Origin of the sequence: Ferrimonas balearica (assembly GCF_019802085.1) — a bacterium.
Lineage (GTDB): Bacteria > Pseudomonadota > Gammaproteobacteria > Enterobacterales > Shewanellaceae > Ferrimonas > Ferrimonas balearica_B.
On the sequence record NZ_JAHVHV010000002.1, the window covers coordinates 13,732 to 34,258 of the forward strand.

Consider the following 20,527-nt stretch of genomic DNA (forward strand, 5'->3'; position numbering starts at 1 on the left):
AACTTAACAATGGCAGGGAGCATGCTTTCCAATTTATTCAAACCCCGTTTGCCTAGGATGGTGGGGGTGGATATCGGATCGCGGGAAGTTAAGGCGATCCTATTGGCCGAAACCCCTAATGGTTACCGCGTAGATGGTGCTGCCCGGGTGCCCTTGCCTCGTGGTGCCGTCGTCGACCGAGAGATCAAAGATCCCATGGTGGTGGCACACGCCATGGGCCAGATCAAAGCCCAGCTGCCCAAGGACGCCCGCTTCGGCGCCGCCTCGGTGTCCGGCTCCACGGTGATGACCAAGGTCATCTTTATGGATGCCGCCCTGTCGGACGAAGAGCTCGAGGCGCAGATCGAGATCGAGGCGGACAATCTCATCCCCTACCCGCTGGAAGACGTGAACATCGACTTCCAGACCCTCAAAGTGAATGACCGAGACGCCGGCAAGGTCGATGTGCTGCTGGCGGCCTGCCGCTCCGATAACGTCGATGCCCGGGTCGAGGCCCTGGAAGCGGCGGGATTGGAGTCCAAGGTGATCGACGTCGAAGGCTACGCCCTGGGCCGCAGCTACAAGCTGATTGCCGAGCAGATCATCGGTGGCACCGCCGGTAAGGTGGTGGCCCTGGTGGATCTGGGCGCCAGCATGACCACCTTCGCGGTGGTGGACGACGGCGAGACGGTGTTCATCCGTGAGCAGGCGTTTGGGGGCGAGCAGTTCACCCAGTCCATCCTCTCCTACTACGGCATGAGCTACGAAGAGGCCGAAGCGGCCAAGGTCAATGGCGAACTGCCCCGCAACTACGTGTTCGAGGTGTTGGCTCCTTTCCAGACCCAGCTGCTTCAGCAGATCCGGCGCACCCTGCAGATTTACTGCAACGCCTCCGGCAAAGAGAAGGTGCACCACCTGATCTTAAGCGGCGGCAGCGCCGGCATTGAGGGACTGGCGGACATGCTGACCAACGAGCTTGGGATCCCCACTGCCATTGCCAACCCCTTCGAGGGCAACCTAACCGCCAACGACGGACTGGCCAATCGACTCCAGGAGGAGATCCCACGATATATGGTGGCCTGTGGATTGGCCCTGAGGAGCTTTGAGCCATGGCACACATAAACCTATTACCCTGGCGGGAAGCGCAACGCCTCAGACGCAAGAAAGAGTACCTCTATGCCCTCGGGGCGGTGGCCGTTTTGTCGCTGGCGGTCACCCTGGTGGCGAACCTCTGGGTGGGCCATCGCCAGGATCTGCAGCGTGAGCGCAACCAATACCTGCAGACCGAGATCGCCAAGCTGGACATTCAGATCGCTGAGATCAGCAAGATCAAGGATCAGAAAGCCAACCTGATGCGCCGCATCGATGTGATCGAAGCGCTGCAGATGCGTCGCCACCTGCCGGTGCAGGTGATGAACGAGCTGGCCCGGGTGATGGTACCCGGGGTCTACCTGACCCGCCTCAAAGTGGAGAATGGGGTGGTGCAGGTGGAGGGCTACTGCGAGTCCAACAACCACCTGGCCAACATGATGCGGGAAGTGGAGCAGGCCAAGTGGCTGGCTCAGCCCAAGGTGCAGCAGATCGTGGCCGCTAATGGCGCCCAGGGTCAGCCGGGCCGGGTTCACGCCTTCAAATTGGAGCTGGCGGTGTTGCAGCAGGGTGACGGGCCTCTGCGCTTTGTCGAGGAACTGGCCGCGGTCGGGGGGCAAGGATGAGCTTGGATTTAAAGCAGTTAGGGGATCTCGATTTCGAGAACATCGCCACCTGGCCCAAAGAGGTCAAGGTGATTTTCGCGGTTATCGTCGCCATCCTGATGGGGGTGGCCGGCTACTTCCTGATGATCAAAGACTCCATGGACAGCCTCAACCGGCTGCAGGCCGAAGAGCAGGAGCTCAGGGGTAAATTCGAAGCCAAGTACCAGTTGGCCGCCAACCTGCCTCGCTATCGTGAGCAGCTGGATCAGATGCGCGCACAGTTCCAGGACATGCTCAGCATGCTGCCCACCCAGAGCGAAATGCCGGGCCTGCTGGACGACGTGACCTTCCTCGCTACCGACGCCAACTTGCGGATCACCAGCCTCAACTGGCAACCCGAGCAGCCCAAGGAGTTCTACACCGAGCTGCCCATTGAGATGAAGATCCACGGAGGCTACCACGAGTTTGGCCAGTTCTCCGCCGGGGTGGCCAACCTGCCTCGAATCGTCAGCCTGCACGATTTCACCATGGTGCGCTCGGACGACGGCGTGTCCATGACGGTGCTGGCCAAGACCTACCGTTTCTCTGAACAGCAGGACAAGGAGGGCAAGTGATGCGCAAGACGATCGCGTTATTGAGCCTGACCCTGCTCAGCGGCTGCGGTGGTGGCATGGGGGACCTTCGGCAGTACGTGGCCGAGGTGCAGGCCACGCCGGTACCCTTTAACGAGCCGCCGGTGGTGCCGCCTCAGTTCCATTCGGTGCCCTACCAGGTGGCACAACTGCGCAGCCCCTTCCAGCAGGTCAGGGTGACCCTGAGCGAGCCCATTGATCTTGGGCGCCCCGACTGTCCACAGCCGGACATGCAGCGGACCCGGGCCCACCTCGAGGCCTACGCCCTCGACAGTCTGGATCTGAAGGGCACCCTGAAGGATGGGGAACAATTTTGGGCATTGCTCTTGGCGGGGGACGGCAACGTCTACACCGTCAGACAGGGCGATTATTTGGGGCTGTACCATGGCCAGGTCGCCGACATTGACGGCGAAGCAGTCCTGGTGTCCGAGTGGATCCCTGATGGCGATGGCTGTTGGAATCAAAGAGACACTAAACTCTTGTTGGCCAAGGATTAAGAACAAGGACGGCGTATGAACTTACTGCAGGGGATCCGGCACTTGCTGCCGTTTGTTTCGTGTCGAAGTCGGGTTACCCGGGTCGCGCTCGCAGGGTGGCTGCTGGCCACCAGCAGTCTGGTTGGCGCGGCCGAGCTTCGGGACCTGCGCTACCAGGGGCAGGTTGATGGCATGCTCGAGGTGGAGCTGGCCTTCGATCAGTCGGTGGCGTCACCGGAGATCTCGGTGTCCGCCAACCCGGCGCAAATTCGATTCCGCTTTGCCGATGGACGCACTGGGCTGCAGATGAGCCAGATCCCCATCGACATGAAAGGGGTGAAGCGGGTGGAGGTGACCCCGGTCGGTGCCGATCTGGAGGTGGTGTTCTTCCTGGAGAAGATGACCACCTACCAGGGCCGAATCCAGGGCAACAGCTACCGGGTGACCTTCAACGACAACATGGCCAGCCAGAGCGACGCCGGCAGCCAGTTCCTGAACCGCATCGAGTCCATCGACTTCAACCGCGGCAAAGAGGGGCAAGCCCTGTTGACCTTCACCCTGGCCAACAGCGCCGCAGCCACCAACTTTACCCGCACCGGCAGTGACCTGGAGTTGACCCTGTTCAACACCCGCATTAACGACGACGATCTCTATATCGTCGACGTCCAGGATTTCACCACCCTGGTCACCGGTTTTGAAACCTTCCGCGACAATTTCAACACCCGGGTGCGCATCGACACCCAGGAAGCCTTCGATTACGACTACCGCCAGGAGGGCAACCGCTTTGTGGTGGAGCTGTCCAAGCCGGCTGAGCCGCTGATGGAAGACAAGGTCTACGAAGGTAGTGTGCTGTCGATGAACTTCCAGGACGTGCCGGTGCGCACCGTGCTGCAGATCATCGCCGACCACAACAAGTTCAACCTGGTGACCACCGAAAGCGTCAACGGCAGCCTGACCCTGCACCTGGACGAGGTGCCCTGGGACCAGGCGCTGGACATGATCCTGAAGATCCGGGGCCTGGATAAGCGCATCGAGGGCAACATCCTGCTGGTGGCACCGCGCGAGGAGATGGCGGCCCAGGAGAGCCAGGAGCTGCGGGCGGCCCAGGAGGCCAAAGAGGTGGCCCCGCTCTTCTCCGAGTACATGCAGATCAACTACGCCAAGGCTGCGGACATCGCCGCCCTGTTGGACAACGAGGGCAACACCCTGCTGTCAGAGCGCGGCTCCGTCTCCGTCGACGAGCGCACCAACACCCTGCTGATCTACGACACCGCCGAGCGACTCGAAGACATCCACCGTTTGGTGGACATCCTCGATGTGCCGGTCAAGCAGGTGGTGATCGAGTCGCGGATGGTGACGGTGCGCGACAACATCGACGAGGAGTTGGGGATCCGCTGGGGGATCACCGACCAGCAAAACGACAAGGGCACCTCCGGTACCTTGCCGGGGGCCGAAGCGATTGCCAACGGCACCATTCCGGCCATCGGCGACCGTTTGAACGTCAACCTGCCGGTGGTGGAGCCCGCCGGCAGCATTGCCTTCCACGTGGCCAAGTTGGGAGACGGTACCGTTCTGGATCTGGAATTGTCGGCCTTGGAGCGGGAGAACAAGGGTGAGATCATCGCCAGCCCGCGTTTGACCACCGCCAACCAGTTCACCGCCTTTATCGAGCAGGGGACGGAGATCCCATTCGTCCAGTCCACCTCCAGCGGTGCCACCTCGGTGGAGTTTAAGAAGGCGGTGCTGGGTTTGACGGTAACCCCTCAAATTACTCCGGATAACCGCATCGTGCTGGATCTGACGGTGACCCAGGATACCCGGGGCGAGACGGTGCAAACCGCTACCGGTCCCGCCGTGGCCATCGACACCCAGCGAATTTCCACCCAGGTGCTGGCGGTCAATGGGGAAACCATCGTGCTGGGCGGAATCTTCCAGCAGCAGCAACTCAATACCGTGACCAAGGTGCCGGTTTTGGGGGACGTGCCTTTCGTCGGCTGGTTCTTCCGAAGCACCCAGGATTTCACGGAAAAACGGGAACTGCTTATCTTCGTGACCCCCAAAATCGTGACCGAAGAGTTCTAAACCTGGAGATGGGCGGCGCACCTGCGCCGCCCTCTCTTGCCATACCGCCGCTTTCCTTGCGATAATCTGCCACCAAAATTTGCGTCATAGTGGGTGTTATTCCACCGCCGTGACGGCGGTCGCGTGTCTACAGTATTAACGATTCGACTTTTGAAATGGCTGAAAAAAGAAATATCTTTCTCATAGGTCCCATGGGGGCTGGCAAAAGCACCATCGGCCGACATCTGGCCCAGATGCTCCACCTGGATTTCTATGATTCCGACCAAGAGATTGAAGCCCGCAGTGGTGCCGACATCTCCTGGGTGTTCGACGTGGAAGGTGAAGAGGGTTTCCGTGTTCGCGAAGCCCGGGTCATCAACGACCTGACCGAGAAGCAGGGCATCGTGCTGGCCACCGGTGGTGGCTCCGTTCAGTCAAAAGAGGTTCGTAACCGTTTGTCTGCACGTGGCATCGTGGTCTACCTGGAAACCACCATCGACAAGCAGGTGGCACGAACCCAGCGGGACAAGCGTCGTCCGCTGCTGCAGGTGGACGAGCCTCGGGAAGTGCTCGAGCGCCTGGCCGAAGAGCGCAACCCCATGTACGAAGAGGTGGCGGATCTGGTGGTCCGTACCGATGAGCAGAGCGCCAAAGTGGTGGCCAACCAGATCATCGAGAAGCTCGGCTTCTAATCTCCCCAATCACAGAAAAGGGCGCCATGGAACGGATCCAGGTCGATCTGGGGCAGCGCAGCTACCCCATCATCATCGGAGAGCGGTTGTTGGCGCAGGCCGGGTCCTGGCTCGAGTCCGTGCCGTTCTCCCGTCTTCTGGTGATCACCAACGACGTGGTGGCGCCCCTCTATCTTGATCAGGCCCTGGCGCTGCTGAACCAGAGCGGGCGACCGGTGGATACCCTGGTGCTGCCCGATGGCGAGGCCCACAAAACCCTGGAGACCCTGGAGCGGATCTTCGCCCGAGCCCTGGAGTTGGGTCTGGGTCGGGATTGTGCACTGGTGGCGCTGGGGGGCGGGGTGATCGGCGATATGGTCGGCTTCGCAGCCGCCTGCTATCAGCGCGGCGTGCCCTTTATCCAGATTCCCACCACCTTGCTGGCCCAGGTCGACTCCTCAGTGGGCGGCAAAACCGCCGTCAACCACCCCCTGGGCAAAAACATGATCGGTGCCTTCCATCAGCCCGCCCTGGTGCTGGCGGACACCACCACCTTGGGCACCCTGCCCGAGCGGGAGTTCGCTGCCGGCATGGCCGAGGTGATCAAGTACGGCATCATTTGGGACAAGGCGTTTTTCGAGTGGTTGGAAGCTGAGCAGGGCGCGCTGCGCCAGCGGGATGACGCTGCTTTGAGCTACGCCATCCGTCGCTGCTGCGAGATCAAGGCCGAAGTGGTGGCCGAGGATGAGACCGAGCAGGGCGTCCGTGCGCTGCTGAACCTGGGGCACACCTTTGGTCACGCCATCGAGGCGGAGATGGGCTATGGCCAGTGGCTGCACGGCGAAGCCGTGGCCGCCGGTACCATGATGGCCGCTACCCTGGCCCAGCAGCTGGGCTGGCTGAGCGCGGAGCAGGTCAGCCGCATCGAGCGCTTGCTGTTGGCCTTTGATCTGCCCATTACGCCCCCACCGTCGATGGACTTCACCCACTTTATCCCCCACATGCGTCGAGACAAGAAGTCCCTGGCGGGCAAGGTGCGGCTGATCCTGCCCACCGACATCGGCCGCGCCGAAGTGGTCTCCAACGTCTCCGATGCCCAGCTGCAGCGGCTTATCGACGGCGCATGACGGTTCCACCGGCTTCCCTGCCCCTGCTGCCCAGCCAGCGTGCTCTGCTGGAGCGCTTTCGATACCTCACCGAATACGGCGATCACCTGTTGCTGTTGCACGGCATTGATGGGGTTGGAAAAAGCACCCTTGCTCAGTCACTGCTCACCGACGCCGAGGAGTTCAACCAGGCCTATCTGAGCGTTGAGGCGGGCATGGATCCGGCGCTGGCCCGGGAGCGGCTAGTGCGCCAGCTGGTGGCCGAGCCGGTGTTCGACAACCAGGACCCCTTGGGTGACAGTCTGGAGCGGCTCCTGCCCCCCAACCACGCCCGATTGATGCTGGTGGTGGACAACGCCCACCGCCTGGCGGACACCCTGATGGCTGAGTTGATGGCCCTGGTGCTGAGCGACGAGCCTTCGGGCTTGCGGGTTACCCTGGTGCTGGTCTCCGACGATGCTCTGGTCAGCCGCTTGCAGCAACAACTGCCCGAGCATTATCAGAGTCACCTGCTGCCGGTGGAAGTGCCCCCCCTGTCGGACCGGGAGCGTCGCAAACTCTATGATCAGCTGGTGGCCCGGTATCAGGGCAAGCTGTTTTTGAATGAGGCCGCCATCGAGCGGCAATTGGCCGAGCAGGACGGCAGTGCGCGGGCGGTCGTCGCCCTGGCCGAAGCGGCCAAGTCGCGCCCGGTCGCCGGGCAGGGGCTGCGGCGCCCCGTGATCACCGGGGCCATCGCCCTGCTGGCCCTGATTCTGCTGGCGGTGGGGATCTGGTGGCCGGTGGCCAAGGACCCAGCCAGCGAGACTCAAGCGCCGGTCGAGGTGGTGAACGCTGAAACGGACTTGCCGGAGGCGTCCGCGCCGGCGGTTGCCGAAGCGGAAGCCAATGCCGATGCGGTGACGGTGGCTGGGTTGGCCAAACCCTGGCCCACCGAGCCTGAGCGGGATGAAACCCCGGTGCCCTTTGAGCCGGACTCCCCGGAGCCCACCGAAGCGCCACTGGCCACCACTGAAGTGCCCGAGGGCGAGACGGAAGCGGCGGAAACCCCAGTGGCCCTGGCGCAGACCTCCGAACCGCTGGAGGAGACGGCGTCAGCCGAGCCGACGCCTGAGCCTGAGCCTGAACCCCAACCTCTGGGTCAGCAGCCCCTGATGGCCCGCCCGGCTCAAAGCTACGTCCTGCAGCTGGCGGTCTTCTCCTATCCCCAGCTGATCCCGGATTTTTTGGCCAGCCACGGCTTGGCGGACCAGGTTCGGGTGTACCGGATCGATCGGGAGCCGATGCCCTGGTTCGTGGTGGTGCAGGGGGGATACCAGAGCAAAGCCGAGGCGCGAGAGGCCCGCGAGGCGCTGGTTGAGAGTGTCCGGCGCTTGTCCCCCTACGTAAAACCGGTGGCCAAGGTGCAGAGCGAGCTGGCCGCCGAGCTGGAACTGACAGAGATCCTCAGTCCCCAGGGCTGAGGCACAACTATTCAATACAATGGTCGGCAGATGACGAAATCGAGAGCCTTTCTCAAGTGGGCGGGTGGCAAGTTCAAGCTGGTGGATGAGATCGCCGCCCGGCTGCCCCAGGCCGAGCGCCTGGTGGAGCCCTTTGTCGGCGCAGGCTCGGTGTTTTTGAACACCGACTACCCCAGTTACCTGCTCAGCGACATCAACCCCGACCTGATTGGGCTGTACGAGACCCTCAAGCAGACCCCGGAGCGTTACCTGGCCGAGTCGAACAAACTCTTTATCGACAGCAACAACCGCAAAGAGGCCTATTACGGTCTGCGGGCCGAGTTCAACCAGTGCCACGACCGTTTCGACCGGGCGGTGCTCTTTCTCTACCTGAACCGCTACGGCTACAACGGCCTGTGCCGCTACAACAAGTCCGGCGGTTTCAACGTGCCTTTTGGTTCCTACAAACGGCCCTACTTCCCCGAAAAGGAGCTGCGTTTTTTTGCCGAGAAAGCGCAGAAGGCCACCTTCCTGTGCGAAGGCTATGCCCAGACCTTTGCCCGCACCCAGCCTGGCGACGTGGTGTATTGCGATCCACCCTACCTGCCGCTGTCCACCACCTCCAACTTCACCACTTACGCCAGCGGCGGCTTCAGTCTGGACGACCAGGCGATGTTGGCGACCCACGCTGAGAAGACCGTTCGGGACAAGCGTCTGGCGGTGCTGATCAGCAATCACGACACCCCCCTGGCGCGCAAGCTCTACGACAAGGCGGCCCTGGACACCATTCAGGTGGCGCGTTCCATCAGCCAAAACGGCCGTGGGCGGAAAAAGGTGGATGAGCTGATGGCGTTATACCGAGCCTGAGAGCACCAGATTGACCACCGCCACCAGGCCGAGGACAAACAGGATCACGGCCATTAAGCCGGTGAGGATGTAGGGGAGCGGGGACGCGGAGGCAAAATCCCGTTGACGGTTGCGTTCGCTTTGCACGCCAAACAGGGCGGCGAGGACGCTAAGCAGGACTCGCACTACTTGCCTGGACGATTGGGCATGGGCTCATGCCGCTCTTTGTGGCCGTACAGCAGCTCGAGGAGATCGACGAAGTGGAATTGGCTGGAGCCGCTTTTGCCCACCAACCAGTTGCGCCAGTTCAGGGCGGTGGCGGTGCTGCACTGCGCGGTGAGCGCGCGGTCATGGCACTGGAGGTGGTGGACGGTGACGCCAGAGGCCAGCAGGAAACCCGCCGTTCCCAGCACCAGTAGCCACCGCTTTGACCCGTTCTTGATAGCCATACCCGCCTCCTGCAAGCGCAACGAGACGAGTATAGCAAGTTGACTAATCCTTGACCATCGCAGGATGGCCAAGGTTTAGGCGCACTTAGAGGTCGAACTCGTAAGCCCAGCTGACCATGACGATGGGATCGTCGTCGTCCAGGTCAGTGTCACTGACCATAAAGGTAAAGTCACCGATGTCGGTGGCCTTGGAGACGTACGCGTTGTAGTTCACGTAGTCTTCGTCACTGATGTCAAAGCTGTAGTTACCGACTGCAAAGCCAATGCCGATGGTTTCGGTGAGCTCGAAATCAAAGGTAGCCTCGACGTAGAAAGCGTCTTCATAGTACTTCTCAGAGGCGCTTTCGTTGGTTGCGTACGCAACGTTGACGCCGAACCAGTTCCAGCCGACCCCGGCATAAACTTCACCGAAGTCTAGGTCATCACCGTTGGGGTAGGCGTAGTAGACGTAACCCACGTCCCAGAAGAAATCTCCCACGTCACCGGCGAAACCGCCGTACAGATCCAGCTCGTAAGTGGCGTCATCACCGAAGTCGATGTTGGAGACCCAAGTGCCGGCATAGAAGCCGATGTCAGTACCGACATCGATGCCGCCCGAGATGGCGGGCTTGCCGTCGGTTTGAGAAATACCGCGCCAGAGGTAGTCACTTCCTGCGCCAATGTTAGCCGACCATTCTGCGGCAGACACAACCGAGCTGCTGGCCATCAGGGCGACAGCCAAAGAAGACAGTGCAAATTTTTTCATCATCCATTCCCTAATCCATGGGCAACGCCCAATGTGACAAAAACAAAGCGGAATGGACCTGGGGGGAATTCCTAACCTATGGGCAAAGCCATTGTGATGCAAGGAGAAATTAAATTGGCCTTGGGGCTGGCCCGGTGAAACGCTAAAATGGCGGGCAAAAATTGCCCCCCATAAGAGATCCGGCCATGAAAGAGTTCCTGATTGCCCCCTCCATTCTCTCCGCTGACTTCGCCCGACTGGGGGAAGAGGTGGCCAATGTGCTCGACGCCGGCGCCGACGTGGTGCACTTCGATGTGATGGACAACCACTACGTGCCCAACCTGACCATCGGCCCCATGGTGTGCCAGGCTCTGCGCAACTACGGCATCGAGGCCCCCATCGACGTGCACCTGATGGTCAAGCCGGTGGACCGCATCATTCCCGATTTTGCCAAGGCCGGGGCGTCCATCATCACCTTCCATCCCGAGGCTTCTGAGCACGTGGATCGCAGCTTGCAGCTGATCAAGGACCAGGGCTGCCAGGCCGGCCTGGTGTTCAACCCGGCGACCCCGCTGCACTACCTGGATCACGTGATGGATAAGCTGGACGTGATCCTGCTGATGTCGGTCAACCCCGGCTTCGGCGGCCAGTCCTTTATTCCCGGCACCCTGGACAAGATCCGCCAGGTGCGGGAGCGCATCGACGCCAGTGGCCGGGAGATCCGACTGCAGATCGACGGCGGCGTCAAAGCGGACAACATCGCCGAGATCGCGGCGGCCGGCGCCGACATGTTCGTGGCCGGCTCCGCCATTTTCGGCAAGGCGGACTACAGGGCGGAGATCGACCGCATGCGCCAGCAACTGGCCAGCGTCCGCTGATGGCGGGTTTTACCGGCATCCGGGCCATCGCCTTTGATCTCGATGGCACCCTGATCGACAGCGTACCGGCCCTCGCCCAGGCCGCGTCAGCGGCGCTGGTGGACCTGGGGCGACCGGCCTGTGACGTGCACGCGGCCCGCGGCTGGATCGGCAACGGTGTCGAGATGTTGATGCGTCGGGCCCTGAGCGCTAATGTGGTGCCGGATCCGACGCTGTCGCCGGAACTGCTGGAGCGGGCTTTGGACCGATTCCACCATCACTACGACGCGCACCTGGACCAGGGCAGCCCCCTCTACCCCGGCGTGGCCAACACGTTGGCGATCCTGCGTCAGCGCGGATACCGATTGGCGCTGGTCACCAACAAGCCGGCCCGCTATCTGCCTGAGCTGATGGCCACCTGTGGCTTGGCTCAGCATTTTGAGCTGATGCTCGGCGGCGACTCCCTGGCCGAGCGCAAACCCCATCCGCTGCCGCTGCATACGGTGCTGAACAAGTTTGACCTGCAGCCGGAGCAGATGGTGATGGTGGGAGACTCGCGCAATGACATCGACGCGGCCCGGGCGGCCGGCTGCGGCTGCGTCGGCCTCAGCTACGGCTACAACTACGGCCAGCCCATCGCCGAGTTGGGCCCAGACCACACCCTGGATCAATTTGAACACCTGCTGGCGCTGCTGCCAGCCCGAGAAGAGACCGTAACCCTATGACCAAACCCGTTGTATTGAGTGGCGCACAGCCCTCCGGTGGCCTGACCCTTGGCAACTACATGGGCGCTCTGCGTCAGTGGGTTAAGTTGCAGGAAACCCACGATGCCCTGTACTGCATCGTCGATCTGCACGCCATTACTGTCCGCCAGGACCCGGAAAAACTGCGCAACGCCTGCCTGGACACCCTGGCCCTCTACCTGGCCTGTGGCGTGGATCCGAAGAAAAGCACGGTGTTCGTGCAGTCCCACGTGCAGGAGCACACCCAACTGGGCTGGATCCTCAACTGCTACACCCAGATGGGTGAGCTCAACCGGATGACCCAGTTCAAGGACAAGTCCGCCCGCCACGCCAGCAACATCAACGCCGGTCTGTTCAGCTACCCGGTGCTGATGGCCGCGGACATCCTGCTCTACCAGGCCAACGAGGTGCCGGTGGGCAACGATCAGAAACAGCATCTGGAGCTGTCCCGCGACATCGCCACCCGGTTCAACAACCTCTACGGCGAGGTCTTTACTGTGCCGGAGCCCCACATCCCTGAGGCCGGCGCCCGGGTGATGAGCCTGCAGGACCCGGGCAAGAAGATGTCCAAGTCCGACGACAACGCCAACAACCGGGTGGGGCTGCTGGAAGATCCCAAGGCGATCACCAAGAAGTTCAAGAAGGCGGTGACTGACTCCGACGAGCCGCCGGTGGTGCGCTTTGACCTCGACAACAAGGCCGGCGTCTCCAACCTGATGAGCATCTACTCCGCCACCTCCGGCAAGAGCTTTGCCGAGATTGAAGCGGAGTTCGAGGGCAAGATGTACGGCCACCTCAAGGTGGCGACCGCCGAGTCCGTGGTGGCCCTACTGGAGCCGATGCAGAAGCGCTTCGCCGAGATCCGCGCCGATCAGGCCTACCTTGACGAGGTGATGAAGGCCGGTGCCGAAGGCGCCCGCGAGCGGGCGGCCGTGACTCTGGCCAAGGTCTACGACGCCGTCGGCCTGCCGCCGATGCCGCGCTGACCGTCAAAGCGAAAAAAGCCGACCATCAGGTCGGCTTTTTTTGTAGCGGGAAACTCAGAGGTACTCGAACACCTTGACCACCTTGCGGACCCCCGAGGTGGTGCGGGCCACTTCCACCGCCAGATCCGCCTCCTGGTTGTCTACCAGGCCCAGCAGGAACACCTCGCCGTTCTCGGTGACCACCTTGATCCGCAGGGCGTCCAGTTCGTTGTCGCCGAACATGCGGGACTTCACCTTGGTGGTGGTCCAGGTGTCGTTGCTGCGGGTGGAGAAGCCTACCGGGTTGCCGATCCTGAGCTGATCGTGCACCTGGGTGACCTCGGGGTGATTGCGGGCGATCTGCGCCGCGCGCTCTTTGAGCATCTGGTTGGGCACCTGGCCCACCAGCAGCACCCGGCGGTTCATGCTGATCACCCGGATCCGCGACTCGTTCTTCAGCCCCTCGTTTTCGTTGAGGGCGTCGGTGATGGCGACATCCAGGCCGTGGTCGTCGATCTGGGTTTCGAAGGAGCGTCGGTCGTTGACCATCACCGCGCCGCCCACCGCGCCGGCCATGATCACCCCGGCACAGCCGGAGAGCAGGCTGGTCATCAACAGCAGCAGGGCGGCCTTAGCGCCTAGGGAGAGGGAGTGGGGCATCTCAGTCCTCCTGGGGGAACAGGGTGCGGTCGATGGCGTCGCACAGGCAGTGGATGGCCAGCAGATGCACCTCCTGGACACGAGCAGTGCGGTTGCTCGGCACCCGTACCTCGACGTCGTTTTCGCTCAACAGCCCCGCCATGGCGCCGCCGTCGGTGCCGGTGAGCGCGACGATGGTCATGTCCCGGTTGACCGCCGCTTCCATCGCCTTGATGACGTTCTGGGAGTTGCCGCTGGTGGAGATCGCCAGCAGGATATCCCCCCGCTGACCCAGGGCATGAACCTGCTTGGAGAACACCTCCTCGAAGCCACTGTCGTTGGCGATGGAGGTGAGGCTGGTGCTGTCGGTGGTCAGGGCGATGGCCGGCAGGGAAGGGCGCTCGGTTTCGAAGCGGTTGAGCAAGCTGCTGGACAGTTGCTGGGCGTGGCCAGCGCTGCCGCCATTACCGCAACAGAGGATCTTGTTGCCGCTGAGCAGGCACTGCACCATCGCCATGGCCGCCTGTTCGATGGAGTCCGGCAGGGACTCCAGGGCGTCAATCTTGGTTTGGATGCTTTCGGTAAAGCTCTCTTTGATTCGTTCCAGCATGGTCCCCTGACCCTATTAAAATGCGTTTTTTATCCAGTTGATGTCGTTGCCATCGAGGGCCAGCACATCGAAGCGGCAAGGGCGCTGACTCCATCCCTGTTGCTGCAGATAGCCCTCGGCGGTCAGGCGCAATTTGCGCTGTTTTTCTGCGGTGACGGCCCCTAGGGCGCCCCCAAAGCCGCTGGAGCGGCGAAACTTCACTTCCACGAACACCACTACCGGGTGATCCAGCATCACCAGATCCAGCTCACCAAAGCGACCATGAACGTTCTGAGCCAGGGCCTTGAGGCCCTGGGACTCCAGGTAGCGCTGGGCGCGCTGCTCGGCGAGTTGCCCGTCTCGGCGCATCAGTCCGCGTTCAGCTGACCGCGGCGGTACTTGGCCCAGTCCAGCTCCCGGTCCAGATCGCCGTCCGGGGTCACGGTCAACTGCCCACTGAGGCCATTGACCCGGTAGCCGGTGAAGACCCGCATCTGGGCCAGCCGGTCAATGAGGCTCCAGCTGTCGTAACCCATGGCGTAGAGGCGCATCAGCGCCTGCTGGCGCTCCGGCCAAAGGGTTTCGGCCTGACGACGCTGGGCGTTGTCGTTAATAAGCCAGGGCATGTCGCTCAGTGCCAGACCATCCAGTTCCTGGCTCTGCTGGCCGGCCAGGGCCACATGGGCCCGGCTGCTGGCGTAGAGCGCCAGGGGATCGGCGAACACCGCCAGGCTGACGTCCACAAAGGGCTTGAGCAGACGCACTTCGTCGCCGTTGGCGACCAGGTAGAGGGCATCGACGTCCCGGCGGGAGCGGAAATCCGCCTGGGTGCGGGGGCCGAAGATCCCCTTCATCTCCTGGATGCGCGCCTGGCTCTGATCCACGTGCATAGCGCTCTGTACCGTTTCCCGCATGGTGGCGTTGGTGCTGAAGTAGTGCACCTCCGCGTCTTCGTCGCTGAGGGTTTGCCACTCCTCGACGAAGCGCTCCGCCATGCGTTTGCCGATGGCGCTGCCGGCAGCCAGCACCATGGGATGACGATGGCCCTGCTGCCACATCTTGCGGGCCGCCTGGGCCGCTTCGGCTTCCGGGTCCAACGAGAAGAAGTAGAGATCCGGCTGCTCCGGACTTTCGGCTTCGCGGCTGTTCAGGGCCAACAGGGGCACCTGACCGTCGTACAGGGCCAGCACCTTATCGAGGTTGGGCTTGAGCAGTGGCCCGATGATGAACTCGGCGCCGTCCTCCAGCGCCTGCTGGTAGGCCTGCCCGGCGTCCATCTCGCCGGTATCGTAGAAGCGCACCTGGCGCTCCTCCTGGTTGGCCAGCAGGTTGGCCAGAAGACCATCCTGGATCGCCCGGGCCTGGTTGGCGATGCGGCCACTCAGAGGCAGCAGCACCGCCACCTGGTGCGGTCGGTAGGGTTGCACGCTGAGCGCCCGTTCCAGGTTGACCGGCAGGCGTTGGGCCGCCGGGTGGCTGGGATTGGCCTGCTGCCAGCGGGCCAGCTCGCCCAGCAAGGAGGAGGGCTGCACCGCAAAGTGCTGGGCCAGCCAGGCCAGCTCCAGCCAGCCGCGCCACTGGGGCTCCCGGCTTTGACTCTGCTGAGCTTTCAGGGTCTCCTCGTCCACCCGGGAGAGGGCCAGCCAGAGGGCGTCGTAGTTGCTTTCCTGTTCAGCGCCGCTGAGGTAGGCGGACTGGCCGTAGCGGGCGGCGGCCTCCGCCAGGTACTCCCCGCCTTGCTGGTGCAGCTCGGCACGCAGGGCAAAGAAGTCCCGCCACTGGGCGGAGGAGAGTGCCCAGTTGCTGGGCCACTCCAGCAGCGCCAGGGCGTCTTCGCGTTGCTGCTGATCGGCTGCGATATGGGCACGCAGCAGGCGGTACTCCGCCTGCAGGGGGCCCTGGGTCGGCAGTTCGGGGGCCAGGGAGTCCAGCAGACCCTGGGCCGCTCCCCGTTGCCCCTGGTTCAGGTAAGCGCGGGCGGCCAGCAGCAGATAGCCCTGGCGGGCTTCGCCTTCGGCGCCGTTGGCCAGGCCCAGGTATTGGCTGGGGGTTTGAACGGATTGGCCCAACTCCACACGTGAGGGGGCCGTGGTGGTGCCGGGATCGGCGGCGCAGCCGGTCAGGACGGCCACCAGCAGGGCAAGGGCCAGGTGCCGGCGAGGGGCGGGTCGAACAAGGGAAACGCTTTTCACCACGGGGATCCACTCTGATAGAATTGCTGGCACTAGTTTAACCCCCTGTTTGCAGTAAACCAATCCGAGCTACTGCCGCTTCGAGGTGCCCATGTCACACACCGCCGCGCTTTACATCGTGCCCACCCCCATCGGCAACCTGGCCGACATCACCCACCGGGCCCTGACCGTGCTGGAAGCGGTGGATCTGATCGCCTGCGAAGACACCCGCCACACCGGCAAACTGCTCAGCCACTTTGGCATCGGCACCGCCACCCTCTCGGTGCACGATCACAACGAGCGTCAGCGCGCCCAGACCATCATTCAGCGACTGGGTCAGGGGCAGAGCATCGCCCTGGTCTCGGACGCCGGCACGCCCCTTATCTCCGATCCCGGTTACCACCTGGTGACCCAGGTGCGCGAGGCCGGGTTTGTTGTGGTGCCCCTGCCGGGCCCCTGTGCCGCCACCACCGCGCTCTGTGCCGCGGGTCTGCCGTCGGATCGCTTCAGCTTCGAGGGGTTTTTGCCGGCCAAGAGCAAGGCCCGAATCGACACCCTGACGGCCCTGAAAGAGGAGCCGCGCACCCTGATCTTCTACGAGTCCCCCCGGCGGGTGATGGACACTCTGGCGGAGCTGATTGAGGTGATGGGGCCCGAACGCCAGGTCGTCCTGGCTCGGGAACTGACCAAGAGTTTCGAAACCATCCACGGCGCCCCGTCGGCCGAGCTTCGAACCTGGCTGGCCGAAGACGACAACCGCACTCGTGGCGAGATGGTGTTGATGATCGCCCCCTATAAGGCCCCTCAGGACGCCCTGCCTGCCGAGGCGCTGCGCACCACAGAACTGCTGTGCCAGGAGCTGCCGCTGAAGAAGGCGTCGGCCCTGGCGGCCCAGATCCACGGCGTAAAAAAAAACGCCCTCTACAAAGCCGGGCTGGAACGGGGCTGGTAGGCGGCCGATCGAGTCGCTATAATCCGCCGCCTGGAGTTGGCCAGGCAATCGCTGCCTTGTCGTTGTGCCGGTACCTTCGGGTGCGGGCAGACGGGCGAGGGGGAGGAAAGTCCGGGCTCCATAGGGCAGGGTGCCAGGTAACACCTGGGGGGCGTGAGCCTACGACCAGTGCAGCAGAGAGCAGACCGCCGATGGCCCGCGCTTTTCGAAGCCGGGCACAGGTAAGGGTGAAAGGGTGCGGTAAGAGCGCACCGCGCGGCTGGCAACAGTTCGCGGCACGGTAAACTCCACCCGGAGCAAGACCAAATAGGCCCCCATTGGCGTGGCCCGCGTTGGGGGCGGGTAGGTTGCTGGAGCCTGGGAGCGATCCCAGGCCTAGAGGAATGATTGTCCACGACAGAACCCGGCTTATCGGCCAACTCCAACCCATTCGAGAAACCCGCAGTTTCGAAAAAGGCTGCGGGTTTTCTTTTGCCGACGGCTTAGATGTGTTCACTCCACGGATACAGGAGTGGCGGCTTATCGACTAACGCCAACCCGTTCGAGAGACCCTTTTTTGGGCGACAGCAAAGCGTGTCCACTCCACTGATACAGGAGCGGCGGCTTATCGGCCTGCGCCAACCCATTCGAGGGACCCGCAGCGTCGAAAGAGGCTGCGGGTTTTCTAATGGCCCTCCGTGAACCTCACGGTTCAGTTCAGTGGGCAACCCTTCTCGTTCTGATGCTCAAAGGCGTTCTTCACATCGTTGTAGCTGCCCTTGCTGGCGCCTTGCACCGCTGCGACCACCTCGTCCTTGCTGTACTTGTAGCTGACGTCGTCATTTAAGGCATTGAGCAGTGCGGCCACCGCGTGGCGTCCCATGGCGTACTCTTTACCACCGCCGGTCTTGAGCACCTCCAGCAGGGTCTTGTCGGATCCGAAAATGTCGGAGCCGAAGGCCATATAGAAGGTGTCATCCGGGCTGTACATGACCCAGGAGTCGAAGTGGTGGGGCTGCTTCCAGTAGCCGGGGGTGCAGCCTTCGCCACCGGGGATCCGAGCCACCTCAGCGGCCTTGACCAGATAGTCGTTGTTGACGTCCTCCCCTTCGGTGCCCACGGTGTCGTAGGGACGCAAAACCAGGTAGGGGGCATTAGCGCCACCCAGCGCGACCACGTCCAGCATCTGCTCGACATTGGCGTCGCTACCGACAAAATCGGCCAGCAGGGTCAGGCCACCGTTGTTGGGATCCCCATCGGAGTCCATCCAGATCTGGCCCGACTCCGGCTCCCCCTCACCGCCATTGCCATCCAGAGATGAGAGGTAGACCGCCACCCAACTGTAGTTGTCGGGGCGTTTGAGGTAGATGAACTCCGGTGCCACCTGGTTGGAGAGTTCGTTGATGTCCCCCCCGCCGGTATCACAGGTGTCCCCTTCAAGGGGGTTGCAGACGCCCAGACCTTCATCGCCGGTTTCATCGCGACGGTAAAGGTTGGCCATCTCCCACATCCCCGTGGTGTCGTTGTAGTACATGCCCATGGCCATGATGCCGGTAGAGGCATCGGTGACGGTGGCGGTACCCAGGTTACCTTCGACGCCTTCGGAGAAATCGGCGAACCCGGCAAAGGCCAGTGTGGGAGTCATCAGGGCTACGGTGCCGGCCAGCGCCAGCGAGCGGGTGATCTTGGAGTACGTCATACATCACTCCTAATGCGAATCTGAGGCAGAAAATACCGTGAATGGGCCGGTGAAAAATCCGGCACTCGGGAGTCTAGGCGGGGATCCGCCAACCCTCCACTTCGCACCAACAAAGAATCGCTTTGCGCGGTGGCCGGATTTCGGGACACGGAGAGTGGCCGTTGAGCCGACTTTCGTTAGGGTAAGAAATTTCGCCTTTGAGCGTCGGATCCCCGGCCCGGCCGTCTGAGGCGAAGTTTGATCTTTCTCTTTCTTTTCCTGTGGTTGCGAAAAAAGGCTTTTCTTCATATGGAAAAATGCCGTTAAAAGCGCTGTTTGACGGGCTTTTTCGACCCCTGCACCGCCTTGACAAGATTTGCACCCTGTCCATAAACTTGTTTAGTTGTGGGAAAAAGTGGTTTTTTGTGGATCTTCCGGGATCGTAACGACAGGGAAGGGCGGCTATGTTTCGTGGCGCCAACGCCATATCGCTGGACAGCAAGGGTCGACTCACGGTGCCGACGCGCTACCGTGACCCCCTGCGCGCCTGTTGCGGCGGGGCCCTGATCTGCACCGTCGACATCCAGTCTCCCTGTCTTCTGCTCTATCCTCTGCCTGAGTGGGAACGGGTGGAGCAGAAGTTGATGTCCCTGTCTGATACTCAGCCGGCGGAACGGGCCATCAAACGTCTGCTGCTCGGCTACGCCACCGAAGGGGAGATGGATAAGGCCGGCCGCCTGTTGCTGTCGGCCCCCCTGCGCCAATACGCCCAACTGGACAAGTCCGTGATGCTGGTTGGGCAACTGAACAAGTTTGAACTCTGGGCCGAGCCGCAGTGGCAGGCCCAGATCGAGGCCGCGCACCAGCAGGTGAGCCAGGCCGAACTCCTATCCAACCCCCGGCTGCAGGAATTTTCACTCTGATGTCTGATGCATTCCGACACATCACCGTGCTGCTTGATGAAGCGGTGGACGGGCTCAATCTCCAGCCGGACGGGATCTACGTTGACGGCACCTTTGGCCGGGGGGGGCACTCGCGGCACATCCTGGCCTGCTTGGGCCCCAAGGGGCGCTTGATCGGCATCGATCGCGACCCTCAGGCGGTGGCCGTGGCCGAGCAGTTGGCCGCTGAAGACCCCCGCTTTCAAATTGTTCATGGCCCCTTCTCCGGCCTGGCGCAGTACATCGAAGATCTGGGTCTCAGTGGACAAATCGACGGTGTGCTGCTGGACCTGGGGGTCTCCTCCCCCCAACTGGATGACGCCGAGCGAGGCTTCAGCTTCCTGCGCGACGGTCCGCTGGACATGCGGATGGACAACAGTCGGGGCGAAACCGCCGCCGAGTGGCTGGCCCGCGCCGAGGCGGACGACATCGCCTGGGTGCTGAAAACCTTTGGCGAGGAGAAGTTCTCTCGCCCGATCGCCCGCAAGATCAAAGAACACATCGCCGCTGGCGAGCCCATGACCCGCACCAGCCACCTGGCGGGGCTGATTGAGCAGATGACCCCCAAGCACAAGCGCGAGCAGGGCAAGCACCCCGCCACCCGCAGCTTCCAGGCGATCCGCATCTTCATCAACAGCGAGCTAGAGGAGATCGAGCGGGCCCTCAGCGGCGGCCTTGAGGTGCTCAAGCCCGGCGGCCGCTTGTCGGTGATCAGCTTCCACTCCTTGGAAGACCGCCTGGTGAAGCGCTTTATGCGTCGTCAGAGCCAGGGAGAGCCGATCCCCCATGGCTTGCCCCTGACCGAAGACCAGCTCAAACAGACCCGGCGGCTGAAAACCGTCGGCAAGGCCTTGAAACCCTCCGACCTGGAAGTGTCGGACAACACCCGCGCCCGCAGTTCCGTACTGCGGGTGGGCGAGAAGCTTTAGGAGC

At 62.5% G+C, this 20,527-nt stretch carries 23 protein-coding genes and 1 other RNA gene; 16 read left to right on the forward strand and 8 right to left on the reverse strand.

The features are described 5' to 3' along the window. The first annotated feature begins 21 nt into the window (after positions 1-21). The 9 genes from KUV81_RS08205 to KUV81_RS08245 all read left to right on the forward strand — a co-directional run bounded on the left by KUV81_RS08205 (position 22) and on the right by KUV81_RS08245 (position 8,928). Complete coding sequence (locus tag KUV81_RS08205) at positions 22-1,101, forward strand: pilus assembly protein PilM (RefSeq protein WP_222543384.1); 1,080 nt, start codon at positions 22-24, stop codon at positions 1,099-1,101. Next, complete coding sequence (locus tag KUV81_RS08210; protein WP_222543385.1) at positions 1,089-1,694, forward strand: PilN domain-containing protein; 606 nt, start codon at positions 1,089-1,091, stop codon at positions 1,692-1,694. The genes KUV81_RS08205 and KUV81_RS08210 overlap by 13 nt, the downstream gene beginning before the upstream one ends. Next, on the forward strand, positions 1,691-2,287 hold the full coding sequence (locus tag KUV81_RS08215; protein WP_222543386.1) for a type 4a pilus biogenesis protein PilO: 597 nt from the start codon (positions 1,691-1,693) through the stop codon (positions 2,285-2,287). Before KUV81_RS08210 ends, KUV81_RS08215 begins: the two co-directional genes overlap by 4 nt. Next, entirely contained in the window at positions 2,287-2,802 is a 516-nt protein-coding gene (locus KUV81_RS08220) for a pilus assembly protein PilP (protein ID WP_222543387.1), read from the forward strand. The genes KUV81_RS08215 and KUV81_RS08220 overlap by 1 nt, the downstream gene beginning before the upstream one ends. 15 nt (positions 2,803-2,817) lie before the next feature. Continuing rightward, the gene (locus tag KUV81_RS08225; RefSeq protein WP_222543388.1) at positions 2,818-4,863 is read left to right on the forward strand and encodes a type IV pilus secretin PilQ; all 2,046 of its coding nucleotides are present in this window, start codon (positions 2,818-2,820) and stop codon (positions 4,861-4,863) included. A 155-nt stretch (positions 4,864-5,018) separates the two neighbouring features. After that, positions 5,019-5,534 carry a shikimate kinase AroK gene (aroK, locus tag KUV81_RS08230; protein ID WP_222543389.1) on the forward strand — a complete coding sequence of 172 codons (516 nt, stop codon included), beginning with the start codon at positions 5,019-5,021 and terminating at the stop codon, positions 5,532-5,534. A gap of 26 nt (positions 5,535-5,560) precedes the next feature. Beyond that, positions 5,561-6,640, forward strand: a complete 1,080-nt coding sequence (gene aroB, locus KUV81_RS08235; RefSeq protein ID WP_222543390.1) for a 3-dehydroquinate synthase — start codon at positions 5,561-5,563, stop codon at positions 6,638-6,640. Beyond that, entirely contained in the window at positions 6,637-8,082 is a 1,446-nt protein-coding gene (locus KUV81_RS08240) for an SPOR domain-containing protein (protein WP_222543391.1), read from the forward strand. Before aroB ends, KUV81_RS08240 begins: the two co-directional genes overlap by 4 nt. Positions 8,083-8,112: 30 nt before the next feature. Continuing rightward, entirely contained in the window at positions 8,113-8,928 is an 816-nt protein-coding gene (locus tag KUV81_RS08245; protein ID WP_222543392.1) for a Dam family site-specific DNA-(adenine-N6)-methyltransferase, read from the forward strand. Here KUV81_RS08245 and KUV81_RS08250 read toward each other — a convergent pair. From KUV81_RS08250 to KUV81_RS08260, 3 genes are all read right to left on the reverse strand, one after another. Continuing rightward, a complete protein-coding gene (locus tag KUV81_RS08250) occupies positions 8,914-9,093 on the reverse strand; it encodes a DUF2970 domain-containing protein (RefSeq protein ID WP_222543393.1) in 180 nt (59 codons plus the stop codon). The two genes, KUV81_RS08245 and KUV81_RS08250, sit on opposite strands and share 15 nt — an antisense overlap. Beyond that, positions 9,093-9,356 carry a hypothetical protein gene (locus KUV81_RS08255; protein ID WP_222544261.1) on the reverse strand — a complete coding sequence of 88 codons (264 nt, stop codon included), beginning with the start codon at positions 9,354-9,356 and terminating at the stop codon, positions 9,093-9,095. Before KUV81_RS08255 ends, KUV81_RS08250 begins: the two co-directional genes overlap by 1 nt. Before the next feature lie 85 nt (positions 9,357-9,441). Then, a complete protein-coding gene (locus KUV81_RS08260) occupies positions 9,442-10,101 on the reverse strand; it encodes a TorF family putative porin (RefSeq protein ID WP_261389326.1) in 660 nt (219 codons plus the stop codon). Between the two features lie 185 nt (positions 10,102-10,286). On the opposite strand from KUV81_RS08260, the gene rpe reads away from it, so the two are divergent. Genes rpe through trpS form a run of 3 tightly spaced genes read left to right on the forward strand, consistent with a single transcriptional unit; the run spans position 10,287 to position 12,666 of the window. After that, complete coding sequence (gene rpe / locus KUV81_RS08265) at positions 10,287-10,958, forward strand: ribulose-phosphate 3-epimerase (protein WP_222543395.1); 672 nt, start codon at positions 10,287-10,289, stop codon at positions 10,956-10,958. After that, entirely contained in the window at positions 10,958-11,662 is a 705-nt protein-coding gene (locus KUV81_RS08270) for a phosphoglycolate phosphatase (RefSeq protein ID WP_222543396.1), read from the forward strand. The genes rpe and KUV81_RS08270 overlap by 1 nt, the downstream gene beginning before the upstream one ends. After that, positions 11,659-12,666 (forward strand): tryptophan--tRNA ligase, encoded by a 1,008-nt coding sequence (gene trpS, locus KUV81_RS08275; protein ID WP_222543397.1) that lies wholly within the window; start codon positions 11,659-11,661, stop codon positions 12,664-12,666. The genes KUV81_RS08270 and trpS overlap by 4 nt, the downstream gene beginning before the upstream one ends. Positions 12,667-12,720: 54 nt before the next feature. Here the strand turns inward: trpS and dolP are convergent, their stop codons facing one another. Genes dolP through KUV81_RS08295 form a run of 4 tightly spaced genes read right to left on the reverse strand, consistent with a single transcriptional unit; the run spans position 12,721 to position 16,065 of the window. Continuing rightward, positions 12,721-13,305 (reverse strand): division/outer membrane stress-associated lipid-binding lipoprotein, encoded by a 585-nt coding sequence (dolP, locus tag KUV81_RS08280; RefSeq protein ID WP_222543398.1) that lies wholly within the window; start codon positions 13,303-13,305, stop codon positions 12,721-12,723. A gap of 1 nt (position 13,306) precedes the next feature. Further along, positions 13,307-13,894, reverse strand: coding sequence for a phosphoheptose isomerase (locus tag KUV81_RS08285; protein ID WP_222543399.1), 588 nt, complete (start codon positions 13,892-13,894; stop codon positions 13,307-13,309). Positions 13,895-13,909: 15 nt separating this feature from the next. After that, complete coding sequence (locus tag KUV81_RS08290; protein WP_222543400.1) at positions 13,910-14,242, reverse strand: YraN family protein; 333 nt, start codon at positions 14,240-14,242, stop codon at positions 13,910-13,912. Continuing rightward, a complete protein-coding gene (locus KUV81_RS08295) occupies positions 14,242-16,065 on the reverse strand; it encodes a penicillin-binding protein activator (protein WP_222543401.1) in 1,824 nt (607 codons plus the stop codon). Before KUV81_RS08295 ends, KUV81_RS08290 begins: the two co-directional genes overlap by 1 nt. Positions 16,066-16,156: 91 nt before the next feature. Between KUV81_RS08295 and rsmI the strand changes: the two genes are divergently transcribed. Together rsmI and rnpB are read left to right on the forward strand one after the other, a co-directional pair. Next, a complete protein-coding gene (rsmI, locus tag KUV81_RS08300) occupies positions 16,157-16,996 on the forward strand; it encodes a 16S rRNA (cytidine(1402)-2'-O)-methyltransferase (protein WP_222543402.1) in 840 nt (279 codons plus the stop codon). 32 nt (positions 16,997-17,028) lie between these two features. Then, positions 17,029-17,423: RNase P RNA component class A (rnpB, locus tag KUV81_RS08305), an RNA gene on the forward strand. Positions 17,424-17,687: 264 nt separating this feature from the next. On the opposite strand, the gene KUV81_RS08310 is transcribed toward rnpB, so the two are convergent. Next, entirely contained in the window at positions 17,688-18,674 is a 987-nt protein-coding gene (locus KUV81_RS08310) for a hypothetical protein (protein WP_222543403.1), read from the reverse strand. A gap of 443 nt (positions 18,675-19,117) precedes the next feature. Here KUV81_RS08310 and mraZ point away from each other — a divergent pair, with 443 nt between their 5' ends. Next, entirely contained in the window at positions 19,118-19,576 is a 459-nt protein-coding gene (gene mraZ / locus KUV81_RS08315) for a division/cell wall cluster transcriptional repressor MraZ (protein ID WP_222543404.1), read from the forward strand. After that, on the forward strand, positions 19,576-20,523 hold the full coding sequence (rsmH, locus tag KUV81_RS08320; RefSeq protein WP_222543405.1) for a 16S rRNA (cytosine(1402)-N(4))-methyltransferase RsmH: 948 nt from the start codon (positions 19,576-19,578) through the stop codon (positions 20,521-20,523). Before mraZ ends, rsmH begins: the two co-directional genes overlap by 1 nt. Positions 20,524-20,527: the final 4 nt, after the last annotated feature.